Source organism: Aeromonas sp. R4-1 (genome assembly GCF_040908325.1).
Classification (GTDB): Bacteria; Pseudomonadota; Gammaproteobacteria; order Enterobacterales; family Aeromonadaceae; genus Aeromonas; species Aeromonas veronii.
On sequence record NZ_JBFODM010000038.1, the window covers coordinates 21,544 to 37,358 of the forward strand.

Consider the following 15,815-nt stretch of genomic DNA (forward strand, 5'->3'; position numbering starts at 1 on the left):
TCACACCCGGATGTCGATCAGGGTTCCCATCATCTCGCTGGCGGTCTGCACTACCTTGGCTGAAGCGCCAGCCTGCTGCTCGGCCACCTTGAGATTGACAAGCTCATCGGTCACTTGCACCTGATCCCCGCTGGGGGTGTTGAGGCGGGCGATCTGATTGGATGCCTTGTCGGCAATCTGCTCGGCTCGCTGAAAACCCTGTACCCCGCTGTTGAAAGCAGAATCAATACGCATGGTGTTACTCCTCTGGTCACAGCTTAATTATCCGCCAGACCAGAGGATTAATGAAGCTTGCCGGCTGTTTTTTAGCCAACAAAATCTCGAACGATTTCAATGAATTCGTCAGGGTGAGAGATAAAAGGTGCGTGTGAGGCCTTATTGAGGGTCACGCTGCGGCTGGCAGGGTAGAGATCGTCCAGCAGGGGAATGGCTGCCTTGGGCACCAATGAATCCAGTCGGCCATAGATCCGCAACCAGGGCAGATCCAGCTCCCGCAGCGGTTCGCGCAGGTCAATCTCGGCCAACAGCGTCAGCCCGGCCTCGAGTGCGGCAAACTGGGGCGCCGGGCGCTCGGCCAGCCAGTGGCGCAACTGACGGATATCGTCCCGGGCGTGTTCACTGCCCATGGCCTGGATCGCCAGAAAGCGCTCTATGGTCTGGCGAAAATCCCCCGCCAGCATCTGGTTGAAGCCGGTCAGAACCTTGGGGGCGATCCCCGGCCACTCATCACGGGCCATGAAACAGGGGGAGCTGGCCACGGTGATCAGGGAGTGCAGCCGATCGGGATGCGTCAGCGCCAACTGGCTTGCCACCAGACCGCCGAGCGACCAGCCAAGCAGATGACACTTCTGCGGCAAGATGGCGACCACCTGCTCGGCAAGCCAGGGCAGGCTGTAATCCACCTCGTCTGCCAGCAGGCTGTTGCCAAAACCAGGCAAATCTACCAGATGAACCCGATAGTGGGGCGCCAACTGTTGGGCAATACCATGCCAGACCGCACCATTCATCCCCCAACCGTGCAACAGCACCAGATCGGGCCCCTGGCCAAACTGCTCTACCGATATGCTCATCTAGACTCAAGATCCCTGTTCATGCTCTTGGGGTCAGCATGTTAAAGCGACTGCTCGCTAAAGCAAGCCCGCTGCTCGGCAACCACGGCGACTGGCAAGGGAGTTGCCTCCTCTGTCATCAGCCTTGCGATAACGAGCCCCTGCTCTGCAGCTGGTGTCGGCAGGCGCTGCACCAGTCACAGCCGAGATGCCACCTCTGCGCCGCACCGCTGGCTGACTATATAGAAGAGAGCATACCGGTCTGTGGTCGCTGCCAGCGCAGACCTCCCCCCTGGGAGCGGTTACAGGTGATTGGCGACTACCAAACCCCCTATCCCATGTTGATCCCCCAGCTTAAGTATTCCGGCCAGATCCTGCTGGCGCCGCTACTGGCACGCCTCTTGGCCGATCATCTGGATAGCAGCAATCCGCCAGAAGCGATCATTCCGGTTCCCCTTCACTGGTGGCGGCAGTGGCGGCGCGGGTTCAATCAGGCGGAGGAGATCGCGCAAGCCCTTGGCGAGTTCACCGACATTCCCTGCGACAACACTCTGTTGCAGCGCATCAAGGCGACCCCGCAACAAACAACCCTGAGCGCCGGGCAGCGGCGGCGCAATCTGCGCGGGGCATTCCGGATCCGCTCCCACAAATACCGTCATGTCGCCCTGCTCGATGACGTTGTGACCACAGGCGCCACCGCCGGTCAGCTCAGCCGTCTGCTCCATGAGAGCGGCATCACAAAGGTAGAAGTGTGGGCAATCTGTCGTACCCTGCGGCACAGCAAGTAGCCATCGGCATGCTACCCAAGCATTAATAACCGCGTTATCATGAATACCCTAGTCGTACACTCAGGTTTATGAGGATAGTGATGATCAGCATTTCCGACGCCGCCCAGGCCCATTTCCGTAAACTGCTGGAAAAACAGCCTGATGGCACCAATATCCGGGTGTTTGTGGTCAATCCGGGAACCCAGAATGCCGAGTGTGGCGTATCTTATTGCCCGCCCGATGCCGTGGACCCGGAAGATCAACACCTGCCCTTCAGCGGCTTCGACTGCATGGTTGATCCCCTGAGCGCCCCCTTCCTGGTGGATGCCACCATCGACTTCGTGACCGATCAGATGGGCTCCCAGCTCACCCTGAAAGCACCGAACGCCAAGATGCGTAAAGTGGCCGACGACGCGCCGCTGATCGAGCGCATCGAGTACGTGTTGATGTCCGAAGTGAACCCCATGCTGGCCGGTCACGGTGGCAAAGTCACCCTGGTCGAGCTGACTGAAGACAAACTGGCCATCCTGCAGTTTGGCGGCGGTTGCAACGGTTGCTCCATGGTCGATTACACCCTGAAAGAGGGGATCGAGAAGCAGCTGCTGGAGAAGTTCCCGGGTGAGCTCAACGGTGTGAAAGACGCCACCGAGCACCAGCGCGGCGACCACTCCTACTACTGATTTGTAGCCCTTGCAGCAAAGAAAAGGCCCCGCCAGATGGCGGGGCCTTTTGCATGGACAATCGGCAGATTACTCGTCCTTCTTGTCTCGCGACAGCAGGGCGATGGCCGCCTCTTTCGGGTTCTTACCCTCGTAGAGCACCTTGAAGATCTGCTCGCAGATGGGCATCTCGACGCCGCAGCGGGCCGCCAGCAGATGCACCTCTTTGGTATTGCGATACCCCTCCACCACCTGACCGATCTCGGTCATGGCGGTGTTCACATCCTTGCCAGCCCCGAGGGCCAGCCCGAAGCGACGGTTGCGCGACTGATTGTCGGTACAGGTGAGCACCAGATCCCCGAGCCCCGCCATCCCCATAAAGGTTTTGGCATCGGCACCCAGCGCCGCACCCAGACGCTGCATCTCCACCAAACCCCGGGTGATGAGCGCGGTTCTGGCATTGGCGCCAAACCCTAGCCCGTCGGAAAGACCGGCACCGATGGCGATGACGTTCTTCACCGCCCCGCCCAGCTGCAGACCGATGAAGTCCGGATTGGTATAGACCCGGAATGAGCGGCCACAGTGCAGCAGGTGGGAGAGATCGTCGGCAAACTCGTCGTGAGTCGAGGCGACCGAGATGGCGGTCGGCAGACCGGCAGCCAACTCCTTGGCAAAGGTGGGACCGGAGATGACCGCCAACGGTATCTCGTCACCCAGCACTTCGCGGGCCACATCCTGCAGCAGACGGCCACTGTCCGGCTCCAGACCCTTGGTGGCCCAGGCGATACGGGTATCGGGGCGCAAGAAGGGGTTGATCCGGGTCAGTACATCACCAAATACATGGCTTGGCACGACCAGCAGCAGCACGGGGGCAGCTTGTACCGCACGTTGCAGATCCGCAGTCAGCTGCAAATCGGCAGGAAAAGGGACATCAGGCAAAAATGCCTTGTTGCAGCGGTCTTGTTCCAGCTCGGCGACATGAGCGGGGTCGTGACCCCACAGCAGGGTCGGATGACCATTGCGCGCCAGAGAAATGGCAAGGGCGGAGCCATAAGACCCCGCCCCCAAGACCGAGATAGCGATCTGGTCAGCCATTATCAGGCTTCCGCAGTCGCCTGCTGGGCCTGTGCTTGCGCCATGTGCTGGGCAAACAGGGCATCGAAGTTGACCGGTGCCAGGTTCAGCTGCGGGAAGGAACCCTTGCTCACCATGTTGGCCACGGCTTCGCGGGCATATGGGAACAGGATGTTCGGGCAGAAGGCAGCCAGGCAGTGAGCCAGTTGCGGCTCCGGCAGGTTACCGATGGTGAAGATACCGGCTTGCTGTACTTCGCACAGGAAGGCAGTTTCGGTTTCCAGTTTGCAAGTCACGGTCAGGGTCAGGACAACCTCGTAGACGTTCTCAGCCAGGATGTTGGTCTTGGTATCCATATCCAGCTTGACGTCCGGCTGCCACTCTTTCTGGAAGATGTGCGGGGTGTTCGGCGCTTCGAAAGAGACATCCTTGGTGTAAACACGCTGGATGTGGAATTCCGGTTGTACTTCCTGGTTGTTGATCTCGTCAGCCATTTCGTTTGATTCCTTGTTATATGGATAAGTGGGCTCAGGCCCTGCTTAAATCAGCGTTTCTTGGTTACCGGCAGATTTTCTGCACGCCATTGGGCCATGCCACCGCCGAGCACATAAACCTGCTTGAAGCCAGCTTTGCTCAGCTGACGGCCCGCGCCGCCCGCAGTCATTCCCGACTCGCACACCACTATGATGGGGGCATCTTTATGCTTTTCAACCGGGCCCAGATTATTGCTCTGGATCTGGGTCAGCGGCAGGTGCTGGGCACCGGCCAGATGGCCCTTGGCGTACTCTTCCTGACTGCGAATATCCACCACGGTGGCATTCTCGCGGTTGATCAGCAGGGTCGCGGTGTGATTGTTGACGGTTTTTACCGGAGACAAACGGGCACGCACAGTGGTGTAAACCAGGGTGCCAGCCAGACCCAACCAGGCTGCGGTCAGCAGCGGGTTACGGGCCGCAAAATCCAAATACTCTTGCATCTTCTACTATCCAGGGACCAAGACAAGGGCCCGAGTATACATGGGGGTATTGATAAGATCAGCCATCTTGGCGGCAAAGCGCGAGCAGGCTCCCATCATCATTGGGCAGCGAGCATGGCAGGAAAGGCGTGGCTTGCGGGGCCACGGGAGCGACCCTTGGCTATCAGGTGACTATTTCGGCAGATGTAGTAATATTACGCTAGTTTCATTTCCCGCATTTTTTCCAATCCGAGAGGACATAGTCTTATGTCAACAGCTAAGAAACCTTTGGTTCTGGTCATCATGGACGGTTGGGGCTACAGCACCAAGCAAGAGCACAACGCCGTCGCTGCCGCCAAGACTCCCAACCTCGATCGTCTGGCCCGTGACTACACCAGCACCCTGATCTCCGGCTCCGGTCTGGATGTCGGTCTGCCGGATGGCCAGATGGGCAACTCTGAAGTAGGCCACGTCAACATCGGTGCCGGTCGCATCGTCTATCAGGAGCTGACCCGCATCTCCAAAGACATCCAGGACGGTGAATTCTTCCAGAACGTCGAGCTGGCCAAGGCTGTTGACGCTGCCGTGACCAACGGCAAAGCCGTTCACATCATGGGCCTGATGTCCCCGGGTGGCGTACACAGCCACGAAGAGCACATCATGGGCATGATCGAAATGGCGGCCAAGCGTGGCGCCGAGAAGATCTACCTGCACGCCTTCCTGGATGGCCGTGACGTTCCGCCGCGCTCCGCCCAGTCCTCCATCGAGCTGTTCGACGCCCTGTTCGCCAAGCTGGGCAAAGGTCGTTTCGCCTCCATGATCGGTCGTTACTTCGCCATGGACCGTGACAACCGCTGGGATCGCGTGCAGCAAGCCTATGACCTGATGACCCAGGGCAAGGGCGAGTTCACCGCCGAGAGCGCCACCGAAGCGCTGGCTGCCGCCTATGCCCGCGACGAGAACGACGAGTTCGTCAAAGCAACCCGCATCGGCGAAGCTGCCCCGATGGAAGATGGCGATGCGCTGATTTTCATGAACTTCCGTGCCGACCGTGCCCGTGAAATCACCCGCGCCTTCGTTGACACCGACTTCACCGGCTTCGCCCGTGCAGTCGAGCCGAAGCTGAACTTCGTGATGCTGACCGAATACGCGGCCGACATCAAAACTGCCTGTGCCTACCCGCCGACCGCTCTGGTCAACACCCTGGGTGAGTGGCTGGCCAAGCAGGGCAAGACCCAGCTGCGCATCTCCGAAACCGAGAAGTACGCTCACGTCACCTTCTTCTTCAACGGTGGCGAAGAGTCCTGCTTCACCGGCGAAGATCGCGAGATCGTGGCCAGCCCGAAAGTGGCGACCTATGACCTGCAGCCGGAAATGAGCTCCGAAGAGCTGACCGACAAGCTGGTTGCGGCCATCAAGAGCGGCAAGTACGACGTCATCATCTGTAACTACCCGAATGGCGACATGGTTGGTCACACCGGTGTATTCGATGCCGCTGTCAAAGCCTGTGAAGCTGTTGACCACTGCATCGGTCGCGTCACCGACGCCCTGGCCGAAGTGGGTGGCGAGTGTCTGATCACTGCCGACCACGGCAACGCCGAGAAGATGCTGGACGAAGAGACTGGTCAGGCCCACACCGCCCACACCAATCTGCCGGTTCCGCTCATCTATTTCGGTCGCAAAGCCGAGGTGGTTGAAGGTGGCAAACTGTCCGATCTGGCCCCCACCATGCTGACCCTGATGGGTCTGCCGGTGCCGCCGGAAATGACTGGCAAGCCCCTGATGATTCTGAAATAATCCTTCCCCATGCGGGGATGCGAAGTTATTTCACAGAAAACCAGTCGCGTCGGCCTGTTGGCCGGCGCGCTGTTTTTTTGCCTGTCGTTTGGCGCCAGCAAACCGGCTTTGGCCGCCAATCAGCAGCTGGGCACCATGCAGTCCCAGATCAAAGAGCAACAGAAGACCATCAAGCTCAGCAAGCAGGAGCTTGCCAAGCTCAATACCCAGCTCAAGGCTGACGAGCAGGCCATCTCGGCCGCCGCCGCCAAACTCAACCAGACCAGGCAGAAGTTGAAGCAGAACCAGCAGACGCTGGCGGCCCTGCAAAAAGACAAGCTGGCGCTGGAAGTTCAAGCCAAACATCAAAAGCAGTTGCTGGCCAAGCAGGCGGAAAGCGCCTTTCAAGCGGGCAACCACGACTACCTCAAACTGCTGCTCAATCAGCAGGATCCGGCCAAACTGAGCCGCTCACTCGACTACTACGACTACCTCAACAAGGCCCGCATCGAGGCCATCGACGCCCTGCGTGCCACCCGCGACAAGCTGGCGAAAAACCAGCAAGCCACCAAAGAGACCGAGACCAGACTGCAAACCCTGCTTGCCGAACAGCAGGAGCATCACCAGACCCTGCTGGCCAGCCAGCAGAGCCGGGCCAAGGTGCGCAACCAGTTGCAGCAGTCGGTACAGGATGACGAGCAGAAGCTCACCAAGCTGGTCAAGGCGGAGAAAGCGCTGAAAGCCCGGCTGGAAGAGCTGCGCCGCAAGCGGGAAGAGCAGGAGCGCCGTGAACGGGCCGAGCGGGAACGGCTGGCCAAGCTGAAAGCGGAGCAGGAGCGTCAGCGCAAGCTGGCCGAACAACGCCGCGCCGAGCAACAACGACTCACCGCTCAGCAGAACAAAACCGTCAAACCGGCAGAACCGGTCGAAGAGGTGGCCAGCAGCAAACCAGAGCGTGGCTCGGGCATCAGCAGTGCTGGTCACTACAGTGGTCTCAAGACCAATGGCAGCCTGCGCTGGCCGGTACAGGGGCCGATCCTCATCTCCTACGGTTCGCCGCGCACCGCCCAGCTCAAGTGGAAAGGCACCCTGATCGGCGCCAGCGAAGGAACCCAGGTCAAGGCGGTTGCACCAGGACAAGTGGTTTACGCCGACTGGCTCGACGGCTTCGGCATGCTGCTGGTGATCGACCACGGTAAAGGCTATATGAGCCTCTACGGTCACAATCAGTCGCTGCTGCGCCAAGTTGGCCAGAACGTGGAACAGGGTGAGCCGGTGGCGCTGGTCGGTGACAGTGGCGGTCAGGACAGACCGGGCCTCTACTTCGAAATTCGCTATCAGGGCGAGGCCATCAACCCAACCAAATGGCTGGCCAAGGGTTGAGTCAACCCGGCCGACAAACGCATCACACGCTCACTAGCAAAAGCCTGCATCACGCAGGCTTTTGTCGTTTCAGGAGTACAGCAACCCGCTGTCACTCCCATTTGATGAAAAATTACCTAATTTTTCGCTCGGCTCAGGGGAAGACAACCAGACCGATCTGCTCCAGCAATGTCTGCTGCTGATCCTCGTTAATTTGCACCCCTTGCAGATCGACCCGGCGCAGATCCAGCCCTGGCAGATCGCACTGGCGCAGATCGCAGCCCTGCAGCTTGAAGCTGGTCCAGTCGATCTGGCCAAACTCGGAGCCGCTAAGATCGGAACCCGCCAGCGAGGCACCAAACAGGTTGGCCCCCTGCCAGCGGTTGCCGGTCAGCTCGCACTTCTCCAGCAGACAGCCCTCGAAGCTGGCGTAGCTAAAGTTGTTGCCGGTCAGATGAGCCTCACAGAAGTAGCTTTTGGCGGTGATCTGGTTGGCGAAGCTGGTATGGCTGAAGTTGATACCGACCGCCTGACAGTCGCGCATCTCCAACCCCAGACACTGGCTGCGGCTGCAATCGGCCATGGTGAGATCGCAGCGTAAAAAGCTGGCCTCGCGCAGATCGCAACCCTGCAACAGGCAGCCCTGTTCACTCTCCCGATCGTAGAAGCTGCAGTCAATGAAGCGGCTATCGCTCAAATCCAGCCAGGAGAAGTTGCATCCGATAAAGCGGCACTCCGAGAACTGCTCCCCCTCCACATCCTGTTGCTCGAACCGGACATCCACGAACTGCTTGCCTCTGATCATCGGAAAACTCCTGCAAAAACGGCTTCATATGCTGACTTTATCCGCCAAAAACGGTAATGTTACATGTAACATCCACGCTGGACACCCCTATGAGCCCCACCCGCAAGCGCCGCCCCACCCTGCAAGATATCGCCGACCAGACCGGCGTGACCAAGATGACTGTCAGCCGCTATCTGCGCGACCCGCAGACCGTGGCGGAGGGGACCCGCGAGCGGATCGCGGCTGTGGTGGAAGAGCTGGGTTATATCCCCAACCGGGCGCCGGATATTCTCTCCAACGCGACCAGCAAAGCGATCGGCATCCTGATCCCCTCCCTCTCCAACCAGGTCTTCTCGGCGGTGATCCATGGCATCGAGTCGGTAACCCGACCGGCCGGTTATCAGACCCTGCTGGCCCACTACGGCTACAGTCCGGAGCGAGAGGAGGAGCAAGTCGCGTCCCTGCTCTCCTACCATGTGGATGGCCTCATCCTCTCCGACAGCCAGCACACCGAACGCACCCGCAAAATGATCGCCACCGCCGGCATTCCGGTGGTGGAGACCATGGATCTGCCGCAAACCCCCATCGACATGGTGGTCGGTATGGACCATAGAGCCGCCGCCCGGGCCATGGTAACAGAGATGCTGCACCGGGGCCGACGCAAGGTGGTCTATCTGGGGGCGCGGCTCGACGTGCGTACCCAGCTGCGGATGGAGGGTTACTATCAGGCGATGACCGACTTCGGCCTCACCGGCCAGCATCTGCTGACCGAACAATCTTCCAGCTTCACTCTGGGGGGCGAGCTGCTGGATCAGGCGCTGGTGCGCTATCCCGACCTCGACGGCCTGTTCTGCACCAACGATGACTTGGCGGTGGGCGCCTTGCTGCAGTGTCAGGCCAAGTGGATCCCGGTGCCCCAGCAGATCGCCATCGCCGGTTGCAACGCCCTCGACATCGGCCACGCCATGACCCCCAAGCTGGCCAGTATCGCCACCCCGCGGGAAGCGATCGGTCGGGAGGCGGCCACCATGCTGCTGGCGCGTCTCAACGGCCAATCCCAACCCGATACCCGCAAAGATATCGGCTTCTCCCTCTATGTCGGGGAGAGTCTAGGGTAATCCCTTCCCTCACCCACTTAAGTCACGCTGATAACAAACAGGCCACCCGAGGGTGGCCTGTTTGGTTTTCGGCACAACTGATGCTTAGCGTTTTACCAGCTCAACCGCTTCGCGGGAGAGGCGAGTCACCTCTTCCCAGTTGCCGCTCTTGACCGCATCGGCCGGCAGCATCCAGGAGCCGCCGACGGTGGCGACGCACTTGAGCGCCAGATAGTCGGCCACGTTTTTCGGGCCGATACCGCCGGTCGGGCAGAACTTCACCTGGGGCAGTGGGGCGGCAATGGCTGAGAGTGCTTTGGTGCCGCCGTTCGCTTCGGCCGGGAAGAACTTCAGGTGGTCGTAGCCCGCTTCCAGCGCCTGCATCACTTCAGACGGAGTGGCCACGCCCGGGATCAGCGGCGCAGTGCTATTGGCCGCGTGGGCCAGCAGGGCCGGGGTCATCCCCGGGGAGATGACGAAGCGGGCACCGGCAGCGACGGCTGCGTCAAACTGCTCGCAGTTGAGCACGGTACCGGCACCGACCATGGCATCCGGCATCGCCTTGGCGATGAGGGCGATGGCATCGAGGGCCACCGGGGTGCGCAGGGTGATTTCGAAGACAGAGATGCCGCCGTCGAGCAGCGCCTTGGCCATCGGCAGGGCCTGATCCAGCTCGTTGATAACCATCACGGGTACCAGCGGGGAGGCGGCAAACACCTCGGCCGGGGTCACTTTCCAGTTCTGCATAGCTCTTCCTTAGTCAAAGATGGTAGCGCCGCACTCGGCGCTCGATACCGCGCGACGCATCACGCTGAACAGTTCACGGCCCCACCCCTCTTGTTCCGGAGTGAGGTCAATCTCGGCCTGGGTACGGCCACTCAAATCGGTCAGGCAGTCGAGGCTGCCGTTTACCGCATCAACCCGCAGCAGGTCGCCATCGGCAAGCAGGCCGATGGCCCCGCCGTGCAGCGCTTCCGGAGTGACATGGATGGCGGCCGGGATCTTGCCGGAGGCACCGGAGAGGCGGCCATCGGTGACCAGCGCCACCTTGTAACCAGCCTTCTGCAGGTTGCCGAGCACCGGCATCAGCTTGTGCAGCTCCGGCATGCCGTTGGCGGCCGGACCATTGTGGCGCACCACGATCACGGCATCCTGATTGAGATCGCCCGCCTTGTAGGCCGCTTCCACCGCATGCTGGGAGGAGAAAACCCGCGCCGGGGCTTCAATCACCCGATACTCGGGAGCCACGGCGGAGACCTTGACCACGGCGCGGCCCAGATTGCCCGCCAGCAACTTGGTACCGCCGGTGGCCTGGAATACACTGCCGGAAGGCGACAACACGCTCGCATCGCCGCTCTCGCCGACCGGCTGCCATACCAGCTGGCCATCCACCAGAGCCGGACGGCTGAGGTAATCCTGCATCTCGCCAAAGACCGGGGTGGCATCCATATGGATCAGCCCCTCTTGCGCCAGACGGCGCATCAGGCCGGGCACGCCGCCTGCCTGTTCGAAGGCGTTGACGTCGGCCGGGCCGTTCGGGTACATGCGAACCAGCAGCGGCACCACGTCGGAGAGATCGCTGATGTCATCCCAGGTCAGTACCAGACCGGCCGCGCGGGCCAGCGCCACCATGTGGATGCTGTGGTTGGTACTGCCGCCGGAGGCGAGCAGGGCCACCAGACCGTTGACCAGCGAGCGCTCATCCAGCACCTCGCTCAGCGGGCGATAGGCCGGGGAACCCGGGATCATGGCGCTGATACGGCGGGCCGCTTCGGCGGTCAGGGCGCGGCGCAGCTCGCTATGGGGATGCACAAAGGCGGAGCCCGGCAGCATCAGGCCCATGGCCTCGAATACCAGCTGGTTGGTGTTGGCGGTGCCGTAGAAGGTACAGGTGCCTGCCGCATGGTAGGCACCGCACTCCATCTCCAGCAGGGCATCGCGACCCACTTCACCGGCGGCGTACTTCTGACGCACCTTCACCTTCTCATCGTTGCTGATGCCGCTCGCCATCGGGCCGGCAGGCACAAATGCAGTCGGCAGGTGAGCGTGGGAGAGGGCCCCCATGATCTGGCCCGGAGCGATCTTGTCGCAGATGCCGAGCAGCAGGGTGGCGTCGAAGGTATTGTGAGAGAGCGACAGCGCGGTCGCTTGGGCGATCAGGTCGCGGGAGAAGAGGGACATATCCATCCCCGGCTGCCCCTGGGTCACGCCATCGCACATGGCGGGCACGCCGCCGGCGACCTGGGCACTGTGGCCCAGCTCGGCCAGCACTGCCTTGATCTGATCCGGATAGCCCTGATAGGGCTGGTGTGCGCTCAACATATCGTTGTAGGCGGTGACGATGCCGACGTTGGCGCGAGTCATATCGAGAATACGGCCCTTCTCGTCACTGCTGCAGGCGGCCACGGCGTGGGCCAGGTTGCCGCAGGCCAGCGCGGCGCGGGTCTTGCCCTGCTCTGCCTGACGCTGGATGCGGGCCAGAAATGCCTGACGACGGGCGACACTGCGCTCGCGGATGCGGGCGGTGACGTCGGAAATTACCTGATGAATCATTGGGCTTGCTCCAATGCTGTGACGGCGCGGTCAACCACCTGTTCGAAGGTGCCGTCGATATCGATGTGGAATACACCAGCTTCGCCATCCGGGCGCTCCAGCGTATCGAACTGACTTTGTACCATGCTTTCACGCATGAAATGGCCTTTGCGGGCACGCATCCGCTCGAGGATCAGCGGCTGGCTGCCATCGAGGAAGATGAAGCTGACCGACTCGTTGCCTTCGCGGATCTGGTCGCGGTACTTCTTTTTGAGGGCGGAACAGACAATGATGCCGGTCTCGTTCTTCTGCTCGAGACTGTAGGCGGCATCGCGGATCCGCTCCAGCCAGGGGGCACGATCCTCATCGTTGAGGGGGTTGCCGCCAGCCATCTTCTGGATGTTGGCCTTGGGGTGCAGGTCATCACCATCGATGAACTTGGCGCCCAGCGCTTCGGCCACTTTCAGACCCACGCTGGATTTGCCGCTACCACACACACCCATCACGATAATGCACTTACCCGCCATAATTTGACCTCTGTCCCACTTTTCAAAAAACCAGCTGTTGATGGGTTCTAATCTAACACGTTACCGGTAACATGTTACCGGTAACGATTAAAAATGTGAAGTCTGCCACAGACTGAGCAAACCCATAGTCACCTGGGCATATGATGTTGAGCCCTTGCCATAAATCTAAATAAATCATAAAGATATGGTTTGCCGACGGATCGGCAAGGTGTCACGACTGAACTTGGAAAAAGGAACGCATAACAATGTCTGACCTCTCCCTGATCATGACAGCCGCCGGCTCGATTGTGCTGCTGCTCTTCCTGGTGATGAAGGCCCGGCTCCACGCCGTGGTAGCCCTGATCCTGGTCTCCATGGTGGCGGGTCTCGCCGCTGGCATGAACCCGGCCGACATCGCCAACACCATCCAGAAAGGGATGGGTGGCACCCTCGGTTTCGTCGCGGTAGTGGTGGCGCTGGGCGCCATGTTCGGCAAGGTGATGGAAGTGACCGGTGCTCTCGACCGGGTAGCCCACACTCTGCTCGGCAAGTTTGGCGTCAAGCGCGCCAACTGGGCCATGGCCCTGACCGGCTTTGTCTGCGCCCTGCCGCTCTTCTTTGACGTGGCCGTGGTGCTGCTGATCGGCGTCGCCTTCGCCATCGTCCGTCGTGGCGGCGGCAGCGTAGTGAAGATCGGTATCGCCCTGCTGGCGGGTATCGCCACCTGTCAGGCGTTCCTTATTCCGGCGCCGGGCCCGATCCTGGTGGCATCCCAGCTGGGTGCCGACTTCGGTTACATGATCCTGTTCGGCCTGATCGCCGCCGTACCGGCGCTGATCCTGGCTGGCCCGCTGTTCGGTGACTTCATCAGCAAGATCGTCGATGTACCGCTGCCTGCCGATGCCCAGAACAGCGTTCACGATGACAGCAAATCCCTGCCCTCCTTCGGGTTGGCCATGGGTCTCATCGGCCTGCCGCTGCTGCTGATCGGCCTCAAGACCATCGTCGGCCGCTTCGTCGAGGCGGGCTCTACCCTGCACAACTGGCTGGAGTTCATCGGTCACCCCTTCACCGCCATCATGGTCGCCTGTCTGGCCGCCTTCTACCTGCTGGGTATTCGCCGCGGCATGTCCCGTGACGAGGTGATGAGCGTCTGCAACAGCGCCATCCAGCCGGCCGGCGTCATCATTCTGGTTACCGGTGCCGGTGGCGTGTTCAAACAGGTACTGGTTGATTCCGGTGTGGGTGCCGCTCTGGGCAACATGCTGGCCGACTCCGGTCTGCCCATCGTCGCGCTGGCCTTCATTCTGGCCGCTGCGGTACGGGTGATTCAGGGCTCTGCCACCGTCGCCATGCTGACCGCCTGCGGTCTGGTGCTGCCGATGCTGGAGCCGCTCGGCCTGAACGGTGCCCAGCTGGCTGCCGTCACCATCGCCATCGGCGGCGGTGCCATCGTGCTCTCTCACGTCAATGACTCCGGTTTCTGGCTGGCGAACCGCTACCTCGGCCTGACCGAGAAGCAGACCCTGCAGACCTGGACCGTGATGGAGACCATCATCGGCACCACTGGCGGCGTGATGGCGATGATCATCTACAGCTTCCTCTGACAAGGGCAAAATGCTGACAAAAAGGCCTCACTCGTGAGGCCTTTTTCATCTTTCTGATGATTCTTTCTTTGGCTGAGAGGGCGAGATTGCTAGAATCGCCTATTCATCGCTCCGAGTGGAACGCTTAACCCCGTGATTTCAGGTTTATCTATGCATTCATCGGCCCATTATCGACAACTGCTGGCGCGCCTGCCCCAGATCGCCGTCGCAGCGGATCAGTTTGAAGTGCTCTACAGCGCCCAGGATTTCAAACGCCGCATTCTTGCGCTTATCGCCAGTGCCACCCGGCGCATCTATCTGGTCGCGCTCTATCTGCAGGATGACGAAGCTGGCCGGGAGATCCTCGCCGCCCTCTACGCCGCCAAGCAGCGCAATCCGGCCCTCGACATCAAGCTGTTCGTCGACTTCCACCGTGCCCAGCGCGGCCTGATCGGCAAAGGCAAGCAGGGCGGCAACCACCTGATGTATCAGGCCATGGCTGCCGAACACGAGCACCAGTTCGAAATCTACGGCGTGCCGGTCAAAGGGCGCGAGCTGCTCGGCGTGCTCCACCTCAAGGGCTTCATCTTCGATGATGTGGTGCTCTACTCCGGTGCCAGCCTCAACGACATCTACCTGCATCAGCAGGATCGATACCGCTTCGATCGCTATCACCAGATCACCAGCCCGGAGCTGGCCCGCAGCATGGTCAACTATGTGGACGACCTGTTCGTGAAGAGCGACGCGGTGCAGCGACTGGATCACAGCGACATCCCCAGCGCCAAACAGCTGAAGGGGCCAATCCGCCGCTTCAAGCAGAGCCTGCGCCAGAGCCAGTACCGCTTCAGCACCATGCCGGTCAACACCCAGGAGGTGGCCGTCACCCCCATGGTGGGTCTGGGCAAGCGCAACAATCAGCTCAACCTGATGATCCGCAATCTGGTGCGCGCCACCGAGCGGGAGATCTTCATCTGCACCCCTTACTTCAACCCCCCCAAGGAGTTGAGCAAGGATATCGAGGATCTGCTGCAGCGCGGTTGCAAGGTGACCATCGTAGTGGGCGACAAGACCGCCAACGACTTCTTCATTCCGCCGGAAGAGAAGTTCTCCACCATCGGTGGCCTGCCCTATCTCTACGAGACCAACCTGCGCAAGTTTGCCGAGCGCAACCAGCGCCACATCGACGACGGCCGCCTCAACCTGATGCTCTGGTGTTGCGAGCGCAACTCCTACCATCTCAAGGGGATCTTCGTGGATGACGAGTGGGCCCTGCTAACAGGCAACAACCTCAACCCCCGCGCCTGGGCGCTGGATCTGGAGAACGGCCTGCTGGTACACGATCGTCGCCACCTGCTGCGCCCCCAGTTCAACGCGGAGCGGGAGAACATCCTGACCAACACCAAGCGGATCAGCCACTTCGATCAGGTTGAGCAGATCCAGGACTACCCGGAACAGGTGCGCAAGCTGCTGGGACGGATCCACCGGGTCAAGGCCCATTTGCTGCTCAAACGCATCATCTGACCTTGGGCGCCATGCGCCCGCACCTTGCCTGTTGGCAACCACACAAAGGCCTCCCGTTTTCGGCAGGCCTTTGTTATATCGGCCGTTTCCCCCGCCTTGGCGGCCCTGCCAGCAGCAACTCGGCTTGCATCGGCCCCTCAACAACCC

Annotated in this window: 16 protein-coding genes; 7 read left to right on the plus strand and 9 right to left on the minus strand. The window is 60.8% G+C overall.

Translation table 11 applies throughout. From position 1 onward, the window contains the following. Together AB5Y90_RS05660 and bioH are read right to left on the minus strand one after the other, a co-directional pair. Positions 1 to 234: a flagellar basal body rod C-terminal domain-containing protein gene (locus AB5Y90_RS05660; protein ID WP_005342675.1), complete on the minus strand. Its 234-nt coding sequence runs from the start codon at positions 232 to 234 to the stop codon at positions 1 to 3. A 71-nt stretch (positions 235 to 305) separates the two neighbouring features. Continuing rightward, positions 306 to 1,070, minus strand: coding sequence for a pimeloyl-ACP methyl ester esterase BioH (bioH, locus tag AB5Y90_RS05665; protein WP_069527609.1), 765 nt, complete (start codon positions 1,068 to 1,070; stop codon positions 306 to 308). A gap of 38 nt (positions 1,071 to 1,108) precedes the next feature. Between bioH and AB5Y90_RS05670 the strand changes: the two genes are divergently transcribed. After that, positions 1,109 to 1,837 (plus strand): ComF family protein, encoded by a 729-nt coding sequence (locus AB5Y90_RS05670; protein ID WP_257124151.1) that lies wholly within the window; start codon positions 1,109 to 1,111, stop codon positions 1,835 to 1,837. Positions 1,838 to 1,917: 80 nt separating this feature from the next. Then, positions 1,918 to 2,496 (plus strand): Fe-S biogenesis protein NfuA, encoded by a 579-nt coding sequence (gene nfuA, locus AB5Y90_RS05675; RefSeq protein ID WP_005340636.1) that lies wholly within the window; start codon positions 1,918 to 1,920, stop codon positions 2,494 to 2,496. 69 nt (positions 2,497 to 2,565) lie between these two features. Here the strand turns inward: nfuA and gpsA are convergent, their stop codons facing one another. From gpsA to AB5Y90_RS05690, 3 genes are read right to left on the minus strand one after another with little or no spacing between them, the layout of a single operon-like run. Then, positions 2,566 to 3,570, minus strand: a complete 1,005-nt coding sequence (gene gpsA / locus AB5Y90_RS05680; RefSeq protein WP_368166641.1) for an NAD(P)H-dependent glycerol-3-phosphate dehydrogenase — start codon at positions 3,568 to 3,570, stop codon at positions 2,566 to 2,568. Between the two features lie 2 nt (positions 3,571 to 3,572). Continuing rightward, complete coding sequence (gene secB, locus AB5Y90_RS05685; RefSeq protein ID WP_005340639.1) at positions 3,573 to 4,043, minus strand: protein-export chaperone SecB; 471 nt, start codon at positions 4,041 to 4,043, stop codon at positions 3,573 to 3,575. A gap of 50 nt (positions 4,044 to 4,093) precedes the next feature. After that, on the minus strand, positions 4,094 to 4,525 hold the full coding sequence (locus AB5Y90_RS05690; protein ID WP_005340640.1) for a rhodanese-like domain-containing protein: 432 nt from the start codon (positions 4,523 to 4,525) through the stop codon (positions 4,094 to 4,096). A 246-nt stretch (positions 4,526 to 4,771) separates the two neighbouring features. Between AB5Y90_RS05690 and gpmM the strand changes: the two genes are divergently transcribed. Next, entirely contained in the window at positions 4,772 to 6,301 is a 1,530-nt protein-coding gene (gene gpmM / locus AB5Y90_RS05695) for a 2,3-bisphosphoglycerate-independent phosphoglycerate mutase (protein WP_005356867.1), read from the plus strand. A 9-nt stretch (positions 6,302 to 6,310) separates the two neighbouring features. Next, a complete protein-coding gene (envC, locus tag AB5Y90_RS05700) occupies positions 6,311 to 7,663 on the plus strand; it encodes a murein hydrolase activator EnvC (RefSeq protein WP_368166642.1) in 1,353 nt (450 codons plus the stop codon). 133 nt (positions 7,664 to 7,796) lie between these two features. Here envC and AB5Y90_RS05705 read toward each other — a convergent pair whose 3' ends face one another. Beyond that, on the minus strand, positions 7,797 to 8,447 hold the full coding sequence (locus AB5Y90_RS05705) for a Qnr family pentapeptide repeat protein (RefSeq protein ID WP_368166643.1): 651 nt from the start codon (positions 8,445 to 8,447) through the stop codon (positions 7,797 to 7,799). A gap of 89 nt (positions 8,448 to 8,536) precedes the next feature. Here AB5Y90_RS05705 and AB5Y90_RS05710 point away from each other — a divergent pair, with 89 nt between their 5' ends. After that, entirely contained in the window at positions 8,537 to 9,544 is a 1,008-nt protein-coding gene (locus tag AB5Y90_RS05710) for a substrate-binding domain-containing protein (protein ID WP_005355407.1), read from the plus strand. An 84-nt stretch (positions 9,545 to 9,628) separates the two neighbouring features. Here AB5Y90_RS05710 and AB5Y90_RS05715 read toward each other — a convergent pair whose 3' ends face one another. Genes AB5Y90_RS05715 through AB5Y90_RS05725 form a run of 3 tightly spaced genes read right to left on the minus strand, consistent with a single transcriptional unit; the run spans position 9,629 to position 12,582 of the window. Then, positions 9,629 to 10,270 (minus strand): bifunctional 4-hydroxy-2-oxoglutarate aldolase/2-dehydro-3-deoxy-phosphogluconate aldolase, encoded by a 642-nt coding sequence (locus AB5Y90_RS05715; RefSeq protein WP_182969982.1) that lies wholly within the window; start codon positions 10,268 to 10,270, stop codon positions 9,629 to 9,631. A gap of 9 nt (positions 10,271 to 10,279) precedes the next feature. Further along, positions 10,280 to 12,076 carry a phosphogluconate dehydratase gene (edd, locus tag AB5Y90_RS05720; protein WP_111900466.1) on the minus strand — a complete coding sequence of 599 codons (1,797 nt, stop codon included), beginning with the start codon at positions 12,074 to 12,076 and terminating at the stop codon, positions 10,280 to 10,282. Next, positions 12,073 to 12,582, minus strand: coding sequence for a gluconokinase (locus AB5Y90_RS05725; RefSeq protein WP_005340649.1), 510 nt, complete (start codon positions 12,580 to 12,582; stop codon positions 12,073 to 12,075). Before AB5Y90_RS05725 ends, edd begins: the two co-directional genes overlap by 4 nt. A 245-nt stretch (positions 12,583 to 12,827) precedes the next feature. Here AB5Y90_RS05725 and gntU point away from each other — a divergent pair, with 245 nt between their 5' ends. Together gntU and pssA are read left to right on the plus strand one after the other, a co-directional pair. Then, a complete protein-coding gene (gntU, locus tag AB5Y90_RS05730; protein ID WP_005355418.1) occupies positions 12,828 to 14,168 on the plus strand; it encodes a gluconate transporter in 1,341 nt (446 codons plus the stop codon). A gap of 150 nt (positions 14,169 to 14,318) precedes the next feature. Beyond that, a complete protein-coding gene (gene pssA / locus AB5Y90_RS05735) occupies positions 14,319 to 15,668 on the plus strand; it encodes a CDP-diacylglycerol--serine O-phosphatidyltransferase (protein ID WP_307896000.1) in 1,350 nt (449 codons plus the stop codon). Positions 15,669 to 15,815 lie beyond the last annotated feature (147 nt).